Here is a 21,251-nt window from a genome sequence, read left to right as displayed (position 1 = left end):
CAGAGATGAGTACAGTACACGAAAGATTAGCAAAACATATATTGGCAGATGGATATCCGATTGTAATGGATATGGATAAGTCGCATGGTTCCTATGTTGTAGACGAAAATGGTGTTGAATATTTGGATTTATTTTCAATGTTTGCTTCGACGGCGATTGGTTATAATCATCCACATTTGATGGCGAAAATTGATTTTTTAGGTCGAAATGCAGTTAATAAACCTGCGATGTCAGACATTTATACAAAAGATTATGCAGATTTAATTGATACATTTGAGCGTGTTGCGATGCCGAAAGAATTGCAATATTTATTCTTTATTTCTGGAGGAACATTAGCAGTAGAAAATGCATTGAAAACGGCTTTTGATTGGAAAACAAGATTAAATTTTTTGAAAGGAATTGAAAAAGAAGCAAGTGATGTCATTCATTTTAAGCAAGCGTTTCATGGGCGTTCTGGTTATACATTATCGCTGACGAATACGAAAGATCCTCGTAAATACGAATATTTTCCAAAATTTGATTGGCCAAGAATTGAAAATCCAAAACGAATTTATCCTGTTACAGAAGATAATTTATGCAAGGTTGTTGAGGCTGAAAAACGAGCGATTGAACAAATTGAAAATGCTTTAGAAACACGCAAAAATAAAGTTGCTTGTATTATTATTGAGCCGATTCAAGGTGAAGGAGGAGATAATTATTTTCGAAAAGAATTCTTTCAGAAATTGAGAGAAATTTGTGATCGAGAAGAGATTTTATTGATTTTTGATGAGGTACAAACAGGAATGGGAATGACTGGTAAAATGTGGGCTTTTCAGCATTATGATGTGATTCCTGATGTGATTTCGTTTGGAAAGAAAACGCAAGTTTGTGGAATTTTAGCGAATAAAGAAAAGTTAGATCAAATTCCGAATAATGTTTTCAAGGAATCAAGCCGTATTAATTCGACTTTTGGTGGAAATTATATTGATATGTTGCGTTTCAAATTAATTTTAGAAGTGATCGAACAAGAAAAATTAGTAGAAAATGCGGCAGAAAAAGGAAAATATATTTTATCAAAATTGAATGAAATCGCAAAAGAAACGAAGAAAATTCATTCGGTTCGTGGTTTGGGATTGTTCATTGCGTTTGATTTTTCATCAGATTTGGATCGTTCAGAGTTCATCAAAACATGTTTCGAAAATCACATGATTATTCTTCCTTGTGGTGAAAACTCTGTGCGAATGCGCCCTCATCTCAATATTTCTGAAGAAGATACCAATAAAGCAATAGAAATTATTAAATTAGCGTTAAAATAAACAGCAAAAGCAACCAAACAAAGGTTGCTTTTTTAATTTTGTAAAAGATAAAACTAAAGTATGATAGATTCTTTTTTCTTCGATTTTGACGGAACATTACAAGGTTTTGAAAACCACGAAATCAGTGATTCGACAATCGAAGCGTTGAAATTATTAAAACAAAAAAATAAAAAAATATACATCGCAACTGGACGAAATATGGTGGATATGCCCGAACATATTTTTGATTACGGTTTTGATGGTTATATCAATAATAATGGTGGAATGTGCTCGGATGAAAATCGTCAATCATTTTTTGTAGATTACATTAATCCTAATGATATAGAGGCTTTGTTGCAATATGATGATGAAAATCCATTTTCATTTTCGTATATGACGAAAGAAGCGTTTAGTATTAATCGTGTGAATGATAATGTAGAAAAATCGTTTGCTTATTTCGGAATGCAAGTCCCAGAAGTTGTTGATCCTCGAACTTTACCGAAAGATAATATTATGCAAATGAACTTTTTTGTGAACGAAGAACAAGAAGATTATTTGATGAAAAATGTGTTGACAAACAGTGTAGGAACACGTTGGATAGAATATTTCGCCGATATAAATCCGAAAGATATTAGTAAAATGCGCGGAATAGAACGAATGGCTGATCGCGATAATTTAGATTTATCTAAAACAATGGCTTTTGGTGATGGCGGTAACGATATTAGTATGTTGAAAGGCTGCAAAATTGGTGTAGCAATGGGCGATGCGAAGGAGAATGTTCGTGAAGCCGCTGATTATTATACAACTTCTGCGGATAATCACGGAATATGGAATGCGCTGAAACACTTTGAGATAATTTAGAAAGCTATAAAATCTACAATGAAACCAATTTACATAACCAAATTTAATTTAGCCAGTATATTACTGGCAATTTTAATTATTATTGCTTCATTAGGGGCTGGTGTATATTTTCTTTTAGAACTTAAAGGAGAAAATTTTTTCATAAAACTATTTATCTCATTACCAATATCTATTATGATATTATTTTATTTTTTGATTTTTGAAAAAATTTATAAAATTAATATCTACCATAATTATTTCGAGTTAATTAGTAGGTTTGGTTTTAAGAAGCAAAAAATCTATAATCACGAAATTTCAGGTTATTTTATTCATTACACTAAAGATCGTTTTGGTAAAGTACAGTCTAATTTTTTTTTACTTTTGAAGAGTAATTTACGTATAGGGATTTTATTTGATTACTATTTAGATAGAGAACAATTGCTATGTTATTTAACACAAAACTTACAATTGTTAGAAGATCCATTTATAGAGAAATAAATTAATGTACTTGTTGTGCATTTTGAATTAAAATTCGTCAATTCGAGTGATTTTTAGAAATGAAATGAATAAAAATTCTTACAGAATTTCACTCGAATTGACGGTTTAATTGCTAAAATTATCCAAATGAACAACAGGTATTAATGTAAGATATGATATTATTTTAGGAGATAAAAGGAAAGATGATTTGTTAAACCTATAATATAAAAAGATTGATATTTATTTAATCGTTTTTCATTTTGAGTGAAATGATTTATCAAGGAAACTAAATTTAATTCTTAATTATATCACTTATTTGGAATTGGGAGTATAAGCATTTACTAGGAGTTATATAAAAGTTCAACCATTTAGTTGAATTTTTTTCTTTTCACAATGTTGTGTTAATTATGTATTCTATTATTGTAGAATTAAAAAATAAAAATTATTTTAGAGTATTAATTTTAAACTACAACATAATGAAACAATTATTACTAGCTGGATTTTTACTTTTTTCGAATTTTGGTTTTGGGCAAGAAAAGTTTATTGTCGATTATAAATACGATATAAAGCATGATGAAGAAAAAATAAAGGAGTTTGAAAGAGAGCAAGCACAAAAAGGAGGAGGTACAATAAAAATTGGAGGGTCTCCAAATATTTATTATCAATTAGAATATAGTGATCATCAGTCTATTTACAAAAAAATAGAAACCATTAATAATGATCAAAATGGTAATTCTATGAGTACTTTTTCAATTAATATTGGAGGAGAATATAAAGATCTGATTAATGAAACAAGTAAGAAAGCCTTTCGTCAAGAAGTCGTTTTAGATAAACAAAGTTTTATTGTGGTTACGCCATATAAAGATTATGAATGGAAAATTACAGATATTGAAGATACGATTTTGGGTCACAAAGTAAAAAAAGCTATTGGTAATGATAAAGGTAAGCAAATAGCAGCTTGGTTTGCGCCAGACATTAAGGTTGATGCAGGGCCAAATCAAGTGAATGGATTACCAGGTTTGATTCTGAAAACGGTGAGCGAAACGGGTGGTAAATTTGGTTCGATTATGACTTATGAAGCGGATAAAATTACCTTAAACCCTAAGAAAATGTCTAAAACTAAACCTATAAAAGGTGAAGAAATAACACAAGAAGAGTTTAAAAAATTGCAAGATGAATCTCGTCAAAAAATGAGAGAATCTTTTTTGATAGGAGTGGACAAAAAATAAAACAACATGAAACAAATTTTACTTTACGGATTTTTACTTTTTTCGAATTTTAGTTTTGCACAAGAGTCAATTGTTGTTGAGTATTTATATGAAGCAAGGTTAAATTATGAAAAATTAGATTCAATAAGAAAATCAGAAGGGAAACAAAGTAGTTTTAAAATGGAATCAATACCTGTTTTGATGAAAATGATTGTAACTAAAAACGAATCTACCTCATATCCAGTCCCTAGATTGGTCAATCAAGGAAATCAAAACACAATTAGTATTGGAGATAGTAAAAATATCTATTACAAAAACTATGTAGAGAATTATTACTTAGATGAAACAAACTCGATTTTTGGGCATTATGTAATAAAAGATAGTTTGAAAAAGTACGATTGGCAAATTACTGATGAAACAAAAACTATAAAAGATTATAAAGTAATAAAAGCAATTGCTTTTTTGAAAGGTAAAAAGCTAACTGCTTGGTATGCTCCTGATTTGCCTTTTCAAGGAGGTCCACGTTTGATTAATGGTTTGCCAGGTCTAATACTTGAAGCTTATTATCCTCTTGGAAATGTAACTAATACCTACCATGTTTTTGTAGTAGATAAGATTTATAGTCCAAAGAAAAAAGATGTTATTGTAAAACCAGATACAAATGTAAAGATTATAAGTCCTCAAGAGTTTGATCAGATTAAGTCTGATAAACGTAAACAAATTAATGAAGAATTGTCAAATAAAGTGGATCGTAAGTAAACCAATAAACATGAAATATTTAGTAATTTTCATTAGTTTTTTTTGTAGTTTAGTTCAAGCACAAGAAGCTCTAGAGATTGAATACGAAGAAGTTTCTATTCCACGAATAATAGGAAAAGATGGAAAGGAAGAAAGTCTTTCTTCTGAGGTTGTGAAAGTTTTTGCACTTCCCAAGAATTATTTGCTACAAATAAATAAGGGCAAAAGTGTTTTTACATTGATAGAAAGAGTGAATAATGAACAAGGATTAGAATCTGTAATTATGCTTGGATTACTTTCTTATAATATTTCATTAGATTTTAATCAAAATAAAATGAAACAAGAATGGATGATAGAACATAAGAAATTTATTGTTTCGGATACCATTTCTACGCATTATAAATACGAGTTAACGCAAGTAAAATCTACTTATTTGGGTTTTGATGTTAAACAAGCAGTTGTAAAATATGATGATAATAACAAATCAATTATTTGGTATGCACCAAGTTTACCCAAACGTTTTGGTCCAAAAGAATTTATTAATCTTCCAGGTTTGGTATTAAAAGTAGAATCTATTCGAAATGGAATTATTGATCCATCTTATTCTTTAAAAGCAACTTCTGTTACAACAAAAGATCATTTAGAATTTAAGAAATTATTCAAGGCTAAGGAAATTTCTAAAGCAGAATTTGAAAAGCTGAAAGCTGATTATAACCAACAAAGTTCGAATGAATATCAAGGAGTAGATAAAGATTAACTTTATAGTAAAATTTTATAACAGAATAAATAAACCAAGTAGAGGAAAAGAGATAAATCAGTCAGATTTCGAAAAAATGATTGACGAAGAAAACCGAAAATTTAATTAAATCCTTTTTGATATTAAGTAATAGTTATTTGTAATCTATGAATATTTTTAATCAATATAATTACACTTTTTCTAAAGCAAACAATTCTTATCTTTGTTAAAGAAAAGTTGAATTAGATTTTATTCTAACAGAATACTTTTTTTTTTAATTAAGATTTTTTGATAAATGAAAATATTACTTTCTCCAGCGAAGATGATGAATTTGGAAACGAATGCTAAATGGAGAGCAACGACACCTCAATTTTTGGAACATTCGAAAGAAATTATGGATGTTATGAAAGAAATGAGTACAACTGATCTTGAAAAATTAATGAAAATTTCGAAAGACATTGCAGAAATGAATGTGGAGCGTAATCAGGTTTGGAATGTTAAACCTACTGCGAAACAAGCTATTCCAGCAGCTTTAGCTTTCAAAGGTGAAGTTTATAGAGGTTTGAATGCTGAAACTTTAGATGATGAAGCATTTGATTACTTTAATAAACATGCATTTTTGTTATCTGGACTTTATGGGATGTTGCGTCCTTCTGATAAAGTAATGTTGTATCGTTTGGAAATGGGTTCTAAATTAGATGTTCATGGTTCGAAAAATTTGTATGGTTTTTGGAAAGAAATTTTGACACCTTTTCTAAATTCAAAATTGAAGAAAGGCGAGTTTATCTTAAATTTAGCAAGCAATGAATATGCAAAAGTTTTGGATAGAAAATCGTTAAAAGTTCCGATGATTGATGTAGAGTTTCAAGATTACAAGAACGGTGAATTGAAAAAAATCATGATGTATTTTAAACATGCTCGTGGTGCAATGGCGCGTTATTGTGCAGAAAATAAAGTTGAAACTTTGGATCAAGTGAAAGCATTTGACGTGGATGGTTATCGTTTTGATGAGAACCTTTCTACCGAAGAAATTTTGGTATTTACAAGATAATGACTAAAAAAAATAATAACTCGAAGACTGCTTTATTAGTAGTCTTTTGTTATTTTTAAATAATATATGAAAGAAAATTTTATCGATAAATTACCCATCAAAATTATTTACTCGTTCCAATCTCTGATTGAAGAATTAGAACGATCTGAATACAATTTTGGAGAGTTTAAAGCTTTTATAGAATACCTGAAAGCTACTCGACCAGAGTTGATTGATGGTGTTGAAACATTTGAAGATTTTCAGAAAATTATCAAAGATGTTGAGCCAATTATTGAGAAAATTATTCCAAAACCATTTGTAAAATATAATTTAAAAGCGATAACTTTTCCCTTTTCAGATAAATTTATTTTTGCAACAGATCGACTTAAAGAATTGATTAATAATAATGAATCGCGATTAAAATTCAATTTCGAAGATTTAGATTATGATACATTATATAAGTTTTGTTGTTGCTTCATCTTATCAAAATATTATCATAAAAATTTAGATTTTAATCTATCAAATCAGTTGGTGATAGACAATCAAAATGGCTACAGAACTTATCTTGGTACTGATATAAACCATGATTATTTTCGTATTTATCCATCTGAAGATAAATTTAAATTGACTGAAGATGAAATTGAAGAGTTGTTGAATAATTATGAAGATACAGCTTTGTGGATGAGAAAAATTCCAATTGGATCTTGGATTGCAAAAGGATTTAATCTTGTTTCATTTTTTGATAATACGACTGAAATTGCACTTTCTAACTTAAAATCTAAATTATTATCTTATGGAGAACCTTTTAATATTGTTCGAAATGATATTATTTCTGCATTAAAATCTATTTTTAGAATCAATAATTTAGAAGTCGGTTTTTCAGCTTATAATTCGGATAAAAATCAATTAGAAATTAGTCATTTATTACAATTGAATGATAGTTTACTGATTGATAATCATAAAAAAATAAAACTGAATGAAGTTTTTTGTGCTGATTTAGAGAACAAAATATCGAAATCAGATTATTATGTTGTTTCTAATATTGACGCAGCTTTGGAGAAGTTTCCGCAAGATAAAATGTTGAGAATGGCAAATGAATCTGGTCTGAAAAGTTTGATTCTTTATCCATTGAAAAACGGAAAATCTCATTTAGGTATTTTAGAAATAGGCTCGAAAGAAGCTGGAGTTTTCAATCGAATTAATGCAAACCTTTTACGCGAAATCACGCCTCTTTTAGAAGAATCTATTTATCGATATACAGTAGAATTTGAGAATCAAATCAATGCTTATATACAAACCGAATATACGTCGTTGCATCCAAGTGTAGATTGGAAATTTAGAGAAAAAGCTCGCGAACATATATTGCATCCGGGAAACACAAAACAAAAATCGCAGATTTCTTTTCAAAATGTATATCCAATTTATGGTGAATTGGATGTGAGAAATTCGTCAGTGATTCGAAATCAATGTTTAAAAAAGGATTACACGAATCAGATTAATTACTTGATTTTGATTTGTAACGAGTTATATAATCGTACAAAAAAGAATAAATTTTTGGATTATATTGACGATTTGACTGATTTTTTGCAACGAATAGATAATGTAGATAAAATCTATTTCGAAAGCGAATTATTTGATTACATTACGTTGCATATTCATCCTGAAATTCCCAAATATGTAAAGGAGGATGAGAAATCAATTATCGAAGAATATCTAAAAAAATTAGATTCTACAACGGGATTGTTTTACGTAGAACGTAAAAAATTTGACCAAACAATTGTAATGACAAATTCACTTTTGTCGAACAAATTAGATACTTTTCAGAAAGATGCTCAAGATGTATTTCCGCATTACTATGAGCGTTTCAAGACAGATGGAATTGATTATAATTTGTACGTAGGACGGAGTATTGCGCCTTTCAAGAAATTTTCTTATCAAAATATTCGTGAAATTAGATATTGGCAACTACAGGCGATGATTTCGATGGAACAATCGTACAAAGAAATTCAGAAAAAAACACCGCTAAAAGTTGAGGTTGCTTCGTTGGTTTTTGCAACGAATACAACTTTAGATATTTTATTCAAATTAGATGAGAAACGTTTTGATGTTAATGGATATAACAATGCAAAATATGAAATAATTAAGAAAAGATTGAGTAAAGCTTTTGTGAAGGGAACAAATGAACGAATCAATTTGCCACACAAAATTTGTATTATTTATACCGAAGATATTCTAAAAGAAGAATATACAAATTATATCAATTTATTAATTGATAAGAACTTTTTGAAAAAAGATGTTGAATATCTGGAAATTGATGATTTGCAAGGTATAAGTGGTTTGCAAGCAATTAGAGTTTCGATTAATTATAAAAATAAACTCGAAAAATATACTAAAATAGAAGAATAAAGAATGGAAAAAGATGATGTATTGCTTAATATTTCGATAGATAGTACTGCCGAAAATATTTGGAAAGTTTTGACAGATGAACAAGCGTTTAATGAATGTTTTGAAAACATAAAAATGACTTGTAACGAATGGAAAGTAGGAGAGAAGATAAAGTTTGTATCGCAAAAAAATAATGAAACGTTGGTAGATGAAGCTTTGATTACATCTATTATGGAGAATGAACGTTTGCGATATAATTATAAAAAACAAAATACAAACCATGAGATTGAAGTGATTTTTAATCTAAAATCCTCAGGTAATTTTACTTATCTATCAATTGAAGGAAAAGATTTTGCGGATGATTTTGAACGCTCACATTCAGAAAATGTGTGGATAAATATGATGCAAGCAATTAAGAAATATGTACAAAAAAAATAACCTTCAANNTTGAAGGTTATTTTTTTTGTATGTTAAAATCCGAAATTCAATCCAAAAACGATTCGCCCTGGATCTTCACCTTTAAAGTATGAAACTGTTGCGGTAATAGATTGTGCTCCGTTTATCCAAAGTCCGCCACCCATAGATGAATGCCATTTATTTGAGTCTTCTCCGTTTAACCAAACTCGTCCATAATCAGCTCCAACAAAAACGCCTAATCGCAATGGAACAACGGCTTTGAAACGTAAAGCATCAAATCGTAAATCAGACGTTTGTAAGAAAACTTTGTCTCCTGCAAAACGACCTAATCGATAACCACGTAAATCTTGATCTCCACCTAAATTAGCCATTTGGTAGAATTCCATAAAATTACCCCAAACTACTTTACCTTTTAGCATAGAAGCAACTGTTAATCTTCCATTTGCAGAAATTTTGTGCGTAAAACCTAAATTAAGTTCTGTGTAAAAATGATTACGTTCAAAATCTGTCAAGTTAGAAATCCATTTCGCATTAGCTAAAAATGTCATGCCTAATTTTGGTAATGATTCGTTATCGTAATTTTTGAACAAATATTTGGCTCCAATTTCTCCGAAATGTTGTCCTTTGAAAACGTCTCTATTAATTGATGGTAAATCTTCGACGATACGATCTTTATTCTCTTCAATTTTTTTGTAACTATAAATCGCAGAAAAATCTAAACGACCATTGTTATTCATAATTTTGAAAATAGACGGTCCAATACTATAACTTTCTAATCGAACACGGTTATAATCCATTCCAATTTCTTCTTGATTATTCACGGTTTCGTTTCCTAAACCAAAGAAATTTGTACTATAAGTCGGACTAGTGTAAGCTGCATTAAGATCTAAATTCCATTTACCCAACGCTTTTGTAAACGTTCCTTTGTATTTGGCATCCCAACCGCCTGTCGCAAAATAATAACTTAATTGCAAATTGTGACGTTGCGAATATGGTTTACGATCAAAACCATTGACAGTGTAGGTTGGCGATAAACCAATTTTTATTCCGTCATCAGGATTGTAGCCAATATTAGGTAACATAGTAAAGAAATTATACATTGGTTGTTTGTAATCGTATGTATTAACCTCGTAATCGTTGACAAAATTTTTCGACGTTAAAAAGGTAGATTCCGATGCATCGCTTCCGTTTGCGTAATCATATACTTTTACTTTTGCAGAACGTTTTACTTCGTACATATCGTCATCTATTCCACCAATAATACGAACTAAAATAGCGTTATTTGGTTTTCCTTCAACCTTGAATTTATCTTTTCCGTTTAATCCATATAAACGAATTTCTTTCGTTTCTTTTTTATCAAAATCTTCATCAAGAATTAAAGTTCGATCTTGTCCTGAATAGATTTTTACATTTGTTTTTCCTTTTGGTAAACGAGTTATCACAAAATCTTCATCTTCGTCTGTTCCTTTTAGAATGATTAATTTGCGAAGAACTTTATTATATTCTTCAGCAAATTTCTCTAATTTAGATTTTCTAGCAATAAGATTATTGATTACCTCTTGATCGTATTCTTGTTTTGTTTCTTCAGGAATTAATTCAAATGATTGTTTGATATAATCATCACTCAAATTATCTTGAATATATTTTGCTTCTTTTTTCCATAAATCAAGATCGGATGATTCTAAAATGGCTAAATCCAACGGATAAGGTTCTCTGTTGAACCATTTTACATTTTTGATATCATCTTTGTAATCTTGCATATGTCTAAGCGGAGGAATTTTCATAATCAAATGAAAGAAAAGTCCGTCATAACGTGGAAATGCTTGGTCTCTATCACGTGGAATTGGTTTGTAAACAGTTTGATTATTTTCTTTGTAAACGCCCCAACGCCATTGATCAGAATGTCGATCCCAATCACCAACTAACATATCAAAAAGTCGTGCACGAATGTAGGCTTGTTTATCTACAACAACATCTTTGTTTTTGTGAATTGCAGCCAACATATCATCTGTACTAACAATATCTTTTGGTTTTCCGAAAACACCATCTTGATATCCAGACATTGGTCGCTCTTCTATCATGTATAATTCATCACCAAAATTCTCATTATATTCTTTCAAGGCTTCTTGTTTCGGAACATAATATAATTTTGGTGTAGAATGCATAATATTGATCGGTTTCATCAAATTAGCAACTGTTAATGGATAATATGGATGATTGGTTGTATAGAAATCCATCAAAAATTTCTCTGTGAACGAATCTTCAAACTCATCTGCAACATATTTATTTTTAAATGCAACTTGCTGAATAAATTGCGTGGCACTTTTCTTCACCGATCGCATATTGTATTCTTCACCTTTTGCGTTTGCCAATCGCAAACTTTGCGTTTGATGTCCACCACCCATTCTAACTGGGGTTAAACCTCCATTTAGCTGACTTAAATTAACGGTATTAGCAGTAATTGTTTGTCCGTATGTTCGACGATAATGACGACCAAAAAAGAATTTATACGGATCAGATTTACGTGTAACTTCTAATGGATATACACTTGTTTCTTTCGTTTTTGGCATTTTTTTATCATCATAAACTTGAGCCAAATATTCCTTTTTCTTTTCTGTAATTTGTTTTGCTAATAATAATTCGATTCCACCGTCTTTAAAACCATAGAAATTAGCTTTAGAAGCACCATTATCATACAAATCTAAGACAACAAAACCATTATCTCCGTAAGAAAAATCGTTTTTGCCAACCGCTTTTGCCGATTCTTTTTTAGAACCAGAACCACTGATAATTTGTTTGACATTGTTTTGCTGAATGTATTGCAAGTTGTGATCATGACCAGAAACAACAATTACATTATTTCTATTTTCAATAAGTGTTGCAATACGAGAAGCCATTTCTCTGTATTTGAAATTATTAACGTCTTGAGGGCTAAGACCTGTTGTGCTTCTTAGTAAATTGATAAAAGATCCGATTACAGGTAATGGAACTTTGAAATTATCTCCTAATGGATAAAACTGTTTTTTGAAATCAAATTGTCCACCATGTGTTCCGTTCGAATATAACGGATGATGCATCGTGATAACAGTTGTTCTGTTTTGATATTTGTTCAATTGCGATTCTAGTTCTTCGAAGAAAGCTTCGCGCGATTTTATATCACATTTTTCATTTAGACCAGGATGTTTATCCCAATCTTGCAAATACCATTCAGAATCTATCGCAATAATTCCGATGCTATCATTTACATTTATTTTATCAATTGGACATGCATCTTTTGGTAAAAAAGATTTTTTATTACCCAATTGTTTTTTGACTAATTTTTCTTGTTCTTTTAATCCTTTTACACCATTTCGCCAATCATGATTTCCTGGAATAAAAAGAGTTTTTCCTTTAAACTCTTTCGCTAGATCAATCTGAAATTGAATTTTTTCTCTACTTGTTGTGTATTCAGCTTTTGTAGAATCTGTTACAATTCCATTTTCGTAAACATTATCACCTAAAAAGAAAAGGTAAGAAGAAGAGTCAGCTTTCGCTAATTGATTCTTTAAAATTTCTAAATTTTGTTTATTTTTTGGTTGATCAAGATCTCCTGCATCGCCAATTAAATAGATAGATTGAATTTTATTTCCTTCTACATTTTGTACTTTTTCTGTCTTAATGTTTCTCCCATATTGAGGATGTTGCGTAGCGCAAGATGTCATATAAAGGCAAGAACCTACTAAAGCCAAAAAAGGATAATTCAATTTTTTGTTGTTCAGTGTTGGTAATAATTTCATACATTTAAGCGTTAAAAACTTGTGATGAACCAATTGTTATTAAATATAGAAAACTATGTTTTCAATCTGTTCAAAGATAATCTTTCTTTAGATTTTACGTATCATAATTTTATGCATACCGTAAAAGTTGTAGAAGCAATAAAAACGTTGTCTACCGAAGAGCAAATATCTACAGATTTACGAGAAAAACTATTAATAGCGGGTTGGTTTCATGATACGGGTTACACAAAAATCGTGCAAGGACATGAAAGTGAGAGTGCAAATATAGCAAAGGAGTATTTGACTGAGCATAATTTTGACGAAAATTACATCAAAGAAGTCCAAGATTATATTTTAATCACGACGTTAAATAGTGTTCCGAAAAATATTGGAGAAGCAATTGTAAAAGATGCAGATAACTATCATTTAGGACAAACTGAATATCCTAAAATTTCTGAATTATTACGTGATGAAATTGCTAAAATATGTCATAAAGAATTTTCTGATTACGAATGGCATGTAGAGAATAGAAATTTCTTTTTAAAGGTTCATCATTTTTATACGGATGCTGCAAAAAAGCTTTGGCAGAAAGGAAAAGAAGAAAATTTGATCTTTACACAAAATAAAATCAAAGAGATTGAATTGATTGGTGATATTCCTAATAAGTATGAAATCAAGAAAAAGAAAAACGATAAGATTCAACAACCAGATCGTGGTGTTGATACACTTTTTCGTGTAACATTAAATAATCATACTCGTTTAAGCGATATTGCTGATAGTAAAGCCAATATTTTGTTGTCTGTAAATGCCATCGTGATTTCTATTGCACTTTCTACTTTGGTTCCAAAATTAGGAAGTCCAAAGAATGAATATTTACTTTTACCTTCAATTGTAATGCTTTTATCAAGCGTTGTTTCAATTATTTTTGCAATTTTAGCAACTAAACCAAATGTAACATATGAAAGTTTTAACGAAGAAGATATCAAAAACAAAAAAGTGAATTTGCTTTTCTTTGGTAATTTTTATCAAATGTCGCTTGATGCCTATGAAGATGCTATGCAAGAGTTGATGAAAGACAGAGATTATGTATATACTTCTTTGACAAGAGATTTGTATTATTTAGGAAAAGTATTGGAACGTAAATATCGTTTGTTAAGCATCACATATACAATTTTTATGATAGGAACAATTTTATCTGTTCTAACGTTTGCCTATGCGATGATCACAAATGTTGCTTAATTATTTCTTTACTTTTTCGAAATCGAACGCAATTTTACTTGATTCATCATTACTGATCTCAGCTTTTAACTGATTACCAACTTTCCAATATTTGATAAGTTTAGGAAAATCATTCTCTTGATTTTCTAATGTAAACGAATTTTTATCAGAATTGATCAATTCAAAATCAGTTGTCTCGTTTTTAGTTTTGTCCAAGTTAACTTTCAATATCCATTTATCATCAATCTTTGTGATAGTAAGATGTTCCTGCGAAATTGTATCATTATTTTTGATTGTAAACCCGCAACCTAAAAAAGTGTTTTTATCAACTTTTTTCCAGTTTTCATACGTTTTTCGATCAGGTTTTTCATTCGTCCTAATCCATTCTCCAACCAAAAAATCAAAACTTGGTTTATCAGCAGAAGTTTTGGTTAATTCGCAAGAATTCATCGAAAAAATAAATAAAAGAAGAAAAATAAATTGTCTCATATTGGTGGGTTTAATAGTAAAAATAATCAATTTGAAATAGTTAAAATGATAAAAACGATTTTTTCTTAAAAATTTTATTCTTTTATGTATTATTGGTTTACTTTTTGTGTAATTCGTGGCAGTTAAATTAGGCAATAAACAAAAGGTACACTATTTTTGAAGTATGCGACTTTCTACAAAACAAAAGTTTTTTCAATACATTAAAAAATCATTTAATTTTTTTCAAAACTTGTTGAACCTGTTAAAATTGGTTTTATCAGAGCGACAATTTTTGTATTTATCGTGTATTTTGGTAGCTATTTCATCTGCTTTTGCAGTGATTGTGCTAAAAACTTTTGCGCATAATGTTTTTCAATTTACTATTTATATTAATAATTTAGTCAAACTGCCTTACATCAATAGTATATTGCCAATTATAGGTATTTTGTTGACTGTTTTTGTGGTACAGAAATTTTTGGATGGTTCGATAGAAAAGGGAACTTCTCAAATCATGATTGCTGTAGCTAAAAAATCTGGAATAATGCCTAAAAAACAGATGTATGCTCAGATTTTAACGAGCTCCTTAACAGTTGGTATGGGTGGTTCGGCTGGTTTAGAATCCCCAATTACAATTACTGGTGCTGCTTTTGGTTCTAATTATGCACAATATTACAGATTCAAATACAAAGAAAGAACACTTTTGTTAGCTTGTGGTGTTGCAGCTGGTATTGCGACTGCATTTAACGCGCCAATTGCAGGTGTTTTGTTCGCGATAGAAATTGTATTAGCAGATATGAGTGTTACTGCTTTTATTCCTTTATTGTTATCTTCTGCAACAGGGGCTTTAATTGCTAATTTAACTTTAAAAAGCAATATGTTATTATCCTTTCGTTATGCGTTAGGATTTGATTATCATAATGTTATTTTCTATGTTATTTTGGGTGTTTTGGCGGGGTTTGTTTCAGTTTATCATGCTCGATTATTTCGTAAAGTAGAACATTTGATAGGAAATTATTCGGATAATGTATATTGGCGAGCGATTGTTGGAGCGGGAAGTTTAGCTATATTGATTTTCTTTTTCCCAACTTTATTTGGTGAAGGTTATGAGAGTATAAAGTATTTAGCAAATGATGAAGCGGGTTTTATTTTAAATAACTCTTTGTTAGAGAGTTTTAGAACGAATCAATGGATAGTTTTAGGATTTGTTTTTGTCACAATTTTAATCAAATCTATTGCAACAGGCCTAACTTTAGGAAGTGGAGGAAACGGAGGAAACTTCGCGCCATCGTTATTTGTTGGATCTTATCTTGGCTTTGTCGTTGCAAAATTCTTTAATTTAATCGGTTTCAAAGAAGTTCCAGTTGGTAATTTTACAGTTGTAGGAATGGCAGCTGTATTAAGTGGATTGTTTCACGCTCCATTAACAGCGATTTTCCTAATTGCTGAAATTACTGGAGGTTATGGATTAATTATTCCATTAATGATTGTTTCTTCAATAAGTTTTGCAATTTCAAAACGATACGACAAATATTCGATGGATATATACGCAATAGCAGAAAAAGGAATTGTTTTTACATCTGATAAAGACCGAAATTTGTTCAATAAAATTGATTTGTTTTCGATTTATATCAAGAATATCAAAACATTGACAGTTTACAATTCAATTGAAGATATAAAAGAAATTTTTTCTACTACTACGCAATACTTTATTCCAGTTCTAAACGAAGATAAATCGATTCATGGAATTATAGTTTTAGATAATATTCGATCATTTATCTTTAATGATAATATTGATAAAAGCTACTTAGAATGTATTACAGAAGCAACTTCGACATCTATTTTTACGAATGCTGCAAACGTGATGAAAATGATGGAAGCAAAAAAAATAGATTATATTTTACTCACTAAAAAAGGTAAATTTGAAGGTTATGTAACGGAAAGTTTATTATTAGAAAGTTATCGAAGTAATTTGAATAAGTTGAGAATTGAGTAGAAATATTTAATATAGTAAAAAGCCTCTAAAACAGAGGCTTTTTACTATAATTCTTTTTTCATTTCGTATTGTTTGTCGTACAATTCTAATCCCATCGATTGAATAAAATCATTTGTAGAGATTTCTCTTTCGTCAACATTAATCATTTTAATTTCTTTGTTCTTCAAATCGCTGAAAAGAATTGAAGCTAAATAACGATTTCTATAATCGTGATGAACACCAAATTGATAAATACGTGTATTATTTTTGTTGATAATTTTGTAAGCAACTAAAATTCCATCTTCATAAATTCCATTTATTTGACAATCTTCGAGGATATTTTTTACACTTTGAATATCATTTTTCCAAGTAGGTTTTATGTCCCAAAAGTTTTCACTTGTAATCAAATCTAAATCACTAAATTCTACAATTTCATGTAATGGATTTACGACCAAAATAGGAATTCCTTTGTAACTATTTAAAGTTCTTGTTTTTTCAAAACCACAAGCTTCGTAAGCGTTAATTGCAAAATCATTTTTAGTATTTACCTCTAAAAATATGTTTTTCACTTGTTGTTCTTTCAATTTGGGAAAACTAAAATCTAACATTTGTTGTGTTATTTTTTTTCCGCGATGTTCAGGACAAACGCCTGTGCCACCAATATAAGCTGTTTTTACATCATTATAATTTCTAATTCCATAAAGTAAAAAGCCAACTAATTTTCCATCAATACTAGCACCTACAGAATAATCAAGATTGATATCTTCCATTTTTAATTTTCCCTGAAATTGTTCAGTCGAAAGGTTGATAGAAACGTAATAATTTTGATAAGAAAGATTATATAAGGCTGATAATTCTTCCAAATCAACATGAGTTAATGAGTGTATTTCAATGTTTGTTTGCATAGCTGTAATTTGCAAAGCAAAAATAGCCCCAACATTTAAGTTTTTTCTAAAAAAAATCTTAAAAAATTAGTAAAGATTGAATTTTATTTGAAGTATGTAATCCGAATTTGATAAAAATATAATTTATTCAATAATATTGACTGAATAATTATACATAAATTTTAAAAATAGTGTAGAGGATGGTAAATAGAATTAAGAAAACTTCTTTTTTTTATGATTTAACATAAGCTTATTATTGATTATGCTGAAGAAAATTCTGTAATCGATAAATTTGCATACATTTTTAAAACTAAAACTACGAGAGAAGTCTAACTTTCTCCTCATTTGTTGAAACAATTATTCTTCTCTCGATTTTTTTTGAAAAATACTCCTCGAAGAATTCAAGTTAAGTGTATTTCGTACACTAATTAAAATGTCAAATTCTCAAAATTTCTTTCCAAAACTTATTTCAAAATATCTATTTCTCAAAAATTATTTAAAATTTTGATGAATTTAATAAAGCTTTAAAAATTTATTAAAAAATGATTAACGAACATTTGTTAGTTTTTTTCTTTTGATTATTTTAGTCGTTCAAATTATCACAAAAAAATGAGTAAAAATTTAACAAAATTGGCTTGTCTAGCTATATTTTGCAGCTATAGCTATGTCTCTGCTCAACAGAAAACGACAGATAGTGTGGTTGTAGAAAAAGTAGAATTAATACAACCAAAAGAAAACAAAGACAAAGTTGATGTGCAGTTTTATGGATTTATCAGGAATGATATTTTTATGGATACTCGTCAAATGATTGGAGCAGGAGAGGCTTTAGTGCCGCTTTATCCAAAAGATCGTTTATCGGATGTAAACGGTGCTGATATCAATGCAGCTTCTAAATTTCACATGTTGTCAATTGTTTCGAGAGCTGGCGTTAATTTGAAAGGTCCAGAATTACTTGGGGCTAAAACTTCTGGTATTTTAGAGGGAGAATTTTTTGGAGCAACAGAAGGTGGAATCAATGAATTTCGTTTGCGTCACGCATATGTGATGTTGGATTGGGAGAAAACGCAATTAGGGATTGGACAATATTGGCATCCTTTCGTTGTGTTAGAAGCTTTGCCAAATGTTGCAAATTATGGAACTGGTGCGCCTGTTTATGCTTTAAATCGTAATCCTCAAATTCGTTTAACGCATAAATTTACTGACAAATTTAAAGTTATTGCTGCTTTACATTCTCAAAGAGATTTTACTCCAAATACAGAGCCTTTCCGAAATAGTGGAATGCCAGCGGCTCATCTTCAATTTCAATATAAATCACAAGTTTTTACTGCCGGAATTGGTGCACAATATGAAAACTTGAAACCAAAATTATCTTCAGGAAATCCTCCTGTTAAGTCTAATGAACGAGTTGAAAATGTTTCGTTTATGGCTTATTCAAAGTTAAATACAAAACCTTTACAAGTAACTGTTGCTGGATATTTGATGCAAGATGCGTCGTCTTTTGTACAACTAGGTGGAATTGTAGGTTATCAAACAAGTCCGACAGCTGTTGAAACATACAAACCGATGAATACACATAGTATGTGGATTGATTTGCAACAAAACTCAACAGGTAAAATTTCGTTCGGATTATTTGCAGGTTATGTTAGAAATAATGGTGTGAAAAATCCAGTAGAAGGAGCAATTGCATCAACATCTTATGGTGTAACGACAAATTGGGGCGCAATTTCGGCAACTCCAGGTACACGTACTGTAAATTATTTGTACAAAGTAGTTCCTCGTTTAGATCTTACCTTAAGCAAAGCTTTAAAATTTAGATTCGAATATGATCGTAGTACAGCGCAATGGGCAGATGCGACGATAAAAGGTACGGGAACCGAAAACAAATATTTAGCAAATAACAATAGATTTCAACTTACAACATTATTTAACTTCTAATATCACACAAAAAACATGAGTACAAATACTTTAGATACTTCGCAAACAGTAGCGAAGAAGGATAATATTTTCCAAATTATTTTAGCATCATCTGTCGGAACTTTAATCGAATGGTATGATATGTTCTTGGCAATCATCTTGGCTAGTGTATTATCAACACAATTATTTCCTAATGATGGTTCGTCACATTTCTTAGAAACACTTGCCGTAGTGGTTTCATCATTTATGTTCCGTCCGATTGGATCATTAATTTTTGGAAGTATTGGGGATCGTATTGGTAGAAAATATTCATTCTTAGTTTCTTTAATTATGATGGGAGCAGCAACATTCTTGATTGGTTGTATTCCAACTTTTGATAGTGTAGGTTGGTTTGCTCCTGTTTTATTATTGTTTTGCCGCATTATGCAAGGACTTGCAATTAGTGGAGAATATGCAGGTGCGGTAATTTATGTAGCAGAACATGCGCCAGCAGAAAAGCGAGGATTTTATACAGGATTTATTCAAGCAACTGTTCCAATTGGATTATTATTATGTTTGACAGTTGTTTTCTTAACACAATCATTCTTATCAGAAGAAGCTTTTGCAAGTTTCGGATGGAGAATCCCATTTTTATTTAGTGGAATATTAGTGATTTTGAGTTACTTTATTCGTCAACGTTTACATGAAAGTCCAATTTTCGAACAATTAAAAAAAGAAGGAAAAACATCTAAAACACCAATTAAAGATGCTTTTACAACACCAGGAAATGTAAAATTGATGTTGAAAGCAATTTTTGGAGGAAATGCTGCGCAAAGTACAATTATGCAAACAACATTATTCGTAACTCTTTTCTTTTTGCAAAGAGCGGTTAATTTACCTTACGAAACAGTTTTAATTGTTGTTTTATGTTCTACATTATTTAGTTCATTTTTCTATCAATGGTTTGGAGCATTAAGTGATAAAATCGGGCGTAAACCGGTGATGTTAGGAGGAATGATTTGTAGTTTTATCTTAATTCCATTATCATTTTTCTTGTACATGAAATTAGGAAATCCAGAAGGATTGAAAGAAGTTCATGATATTTCGAATTTAGCAGTTTTCGGAATTGTAGTTGTAAGTTTAATTACTTCAATTGCAGGAGCAGCAACTTACGGACCGCTTGGTGCATTTATGTTAGAAATTTTCCCAACTAAAATTCGATACACAAGTATGGGATTTGCTCAAAATATGGGAAATGGATTTATTGGTGGAGCGACGACTTTTGTCACAGAATTAATCAAAAGTACGATTATCGTTTCGGCAGCTATGTCGCCTTATATTGGATTAGCTTATCCATTGATATTAATCTTTATTGCGATTTTAGTGAATTACTTTACAATTCCAGAAACGTACAAAACAGATTTAACAGAAGATAATTAAATCAATATTAGATAAAATGTAAAAATCCTTCAAGTATTCTTGAAGGATTTTTTTTTGAGGAATTAATTAAATTTCAAGGCATAAAAAAATCCACTCAAACGAGTGGATTTTTTATTGTATCAGAAATATTATTTTTTCTTTTTTGTATCAACTGCTCCTGATAATTCAGATCCAGCTTTAAATTTAGCTACTGTTTTAGCAGCAATTTTAATTTCTTTTTTAGTTTGTGGGTTGATACCTGTTCTTGCAGCTCTCTCAGAAGTTGAGAAAGTACCGAATCCTACTAAAGCAACTTTGTCTCCTTTTGCTAAAGCTTTAGTTACATTTTCTGTAAATGAGTTTAAGGCTTTTTTAGCAGCTTCTTTAGAAATTCCAGCGTCAGCTGCAATTGCATCGATAAGTTCTGATTTGTTCATAGTTGTAACTTTTTAAATTAATTTATACACAAATATACTCTTTCCCTTTATTTGTGCAAGTTTCAACGCAATAAATTTCAAGAAAAATGCAAAATTTTAT

17 protein-coding genes are annotated in these 21,251 nt (G+C 30.0%); 13 read left to right on the top strand and 4 right to left on the bottom strand.

Annotated elements, in window-relative coordinates:
- Nucleotides 1–5 precede the first annotated feature (5 nt).
- The 9 genes from lat (at nt 6) to B4A23_RS00680 (ending at nt 9,126) form a co-directional block, all read left to right on the top strand.
- Nucleotides 6–1,295, top strand: a complete 1,290-nt coding sequence (gene lat / locus B4A23_RS00720; protein WP_180904632.1) for an L-lysine 6-transaminase — start codon at nt 6–8, stop codon at nt 1,293–1,295.
- Nucleotides 1,296–1,355: 60 nt separating this feature from the next.
- On the top strand, nt 1,356–2,135 hold the full coding sequence (locus tag B4A23_RS00715) for an HAD family hydrolase (RefSeq protein ID WP_291115719.1): 780 nt from the start codon (nt 1,356–1,358) through the stop codon (nt 2,133–2,135).
- An 18-nt stretch (nt 2,136–2,153) separates the two neighbouring features.
- The gene (locus B4A23_RS00710) at nt 2,154–2,612 is read left to right on the top strand and encodes a hypothetical protein (protein ID WP_291115716.1); all 459 of its coding nucleotides are present in this window, start codon (nt 2,154–2,156) and stop codon (nt 2,610–2,612) included.
- 455 nt (nt 2,613–3,067) lie between these two features.
- Entirely contained in the window at nt 3,068–3,820 is a 753-nt protein-coding gene (locus tag B4A23_RS00705) for a GLPGLI family protein (protein WP_291115712.1), read from the top strand.
- Nucleotides 3,821–3,826: 6 nt separating this feature from the next.
- Nucleotides 3,827–4,558, top strand: a complete 732-nt coding sequence (locus B4A23_RS00700) for a GLPGLI family protein (RefSeq protein WP_286500721.1) — start codon at nt 3,827–3,829, stop codon at nt 4,556–4,558.
- Between the two features lie 10 nt (nt 4,559–4,568).
- Complete coding sequence (locus B4A23_RS00695) at nt 4,569–5,294, top strand: GLPGLI family protein (RefSeq protein ID WP_291115708.1); 726 nt, start codon at nt 4,569–4,571, stop codon at nt 5,292–5,294.
- A 274-nt stretch (nt 5,295–5,568) separates the two neighbouring features.
- Nucleotides 5,569–6,324, top strand: coding sequence for a peroxide stress protein YaaA (yaaA, locus tag B4A23_RS00690; protein ID WP_291115705.1), 756 nt, complete (start codon nt 5,569–5,571; stop codon nt 6,322–6,324).
- A gap of 66 nt (nt 6,325–6,390) precedes the next feature.
- Entirely contained in the window at nt 6,391–8,709 is a 2,319-nt protein-coding gene (locus tag B4A23_RS00685) for a hypothetical protein (protein WP_291115702.1), read from the top strand.
- Nucleotides 8,710–8,712: 3 nt separating this feature from the next.
- Nucleotides 8,713–9,126, top strand: coding sequence for an SRPBCC domain-containing protein (locus tag B4A23_RS00680; RefSeq protein ID WP_291115699.1), 414 nt, complete (start codon nt 8,713–8,715; stop codon nt 9,124–9,126).
- A gap of 32 nt (nt 9,127–9,158) precedes the next feature.
- On the opposite strand, the gene B4A23_RS00675 is transcribed toward B4A23_RS00680, so the two are convergent.
- A complete protein-coding gene (locus tag B4A23_RS00675) occupies nt 9,159–12,881 on the bottom strand; it encodes a metallophosphoesterase (protein ID WP_291115696.1) in 3,723 nt (1,240 codons plus the stop codon).
- 24 nt (nt 12,882–12,905) lie between these two features.
- Here B4A23_RS00675 and B4A23_RS00670 point away from each other — a divergent pair, with 24 nt between their 5' ends.
- Nucleotides 12,906–14,099, top strand: a complete 1,194-nt coding sequence (locus B4A23_RS00670) for a Pycsar system effector family protein (protein WP_286485394.1) — start codon at nt 12,906–12,908, stop codon at nt 14,097–14,099.
- On the opposite strand, the gene B4A23_RS00665 is transcribed toward B4A23_RS00670, so the two are convergent.
- Entirely contained in the window at nt 14,100–14,567 is a 468-nt protein-coding gene (locus tag B4A23_RS00665) for a DUF6265 family protein (RefSeq protein WP_291115692.1), read from the bottom strand. It abuts the gene before it with no gap.
- A 163-nt stretch (nt 14,568–14,730) separates the two neighbouring features.
- Here B4A23_RS00665 and B4A23_RS00660 point away from each other — a divergent pair, with 163 nt between their 5' ends.
- A complete protein-coding gene (locus B4A23_RS00660) occupies nt 14,731–16,539 on the top strand; it encodes a chloride channel protein (RefSeq protein WP_291115689.1) in 1,809 nt (602 codons plus the stop codon).
- Between the two features lie 44 nt (nt 16,540–16,583).
- Here B4A23_RS00660 and B4A23_RS00655 read toward each other — a convergent pair whose 3' ends face one another.
- Entirely contained in the window at nt 16,584–17,423 is an 840-nt protein-coding gene (locus B4A23_RS00655) for a GNAT family N-acetyltransferase (RefSeq protein ID WP_180904579.1), read from the bottom strand.
- A gap of 588 nt (nt 17,424–18,011) precedes the next feature.
- On the opposite strand from B4A23_RS00655, the gene B4A23_RS00650 reads away from it, so the two are divergent.
- A complete protein-coding gene (locus tag B4A23_RS00650) occupies nt 18,012–19,337 on the top strand; it encodes a DcaP family trimeric outer membrane transporter (RefSeq protein ID WP_291115686.1) in 1,326 nt (441 codons plus the stop codon).
- A 15-nt stretch (nt 19,338–19,352) separates the two neighbouring features.
- Entirely contained in the window at nt 19,353–20,735 is a 1,383-nt protein-coding gene (locus B4A23_RS00645; RefSeq protein WP_038331400.1) for an MFS transporter, read from the top strand.
- Nucleotides 20,736–20,863: 128 nt separating this feature from the next.
- On the opposite strand, the gene B4A23_RS00640 is transcribed toward B4A23_RS00645, so the two are convergent.
- Nucleotides 20,864–21,151 (bottom strand): HU family DNA-binding protein, encoded by a 288-nt coding sequence (locus B4A23_RS00640; protein WP_019975917.1) that lies wholly within the window; start codon nt 21,149–21,151, stop codon nt 20,864–20,866.
- Nucleotides 21,152–21,251: the final 100 nt, after the last annotated feature.

The organism is Empedobacter sp. UBA7248 (assembly GCF_002472945.1).
Classification (GTDB): Bacteria; Bacteroidota; Bacteroidia; order Flavobacteriales; family Weeksellaceae; genus Empedobacter; species Empedobacter falsenii_C.
Note: the sequence above shows the minus strand (reverse complement) of the source record. Positions and strands in the feature narration are given on the sequence as shown.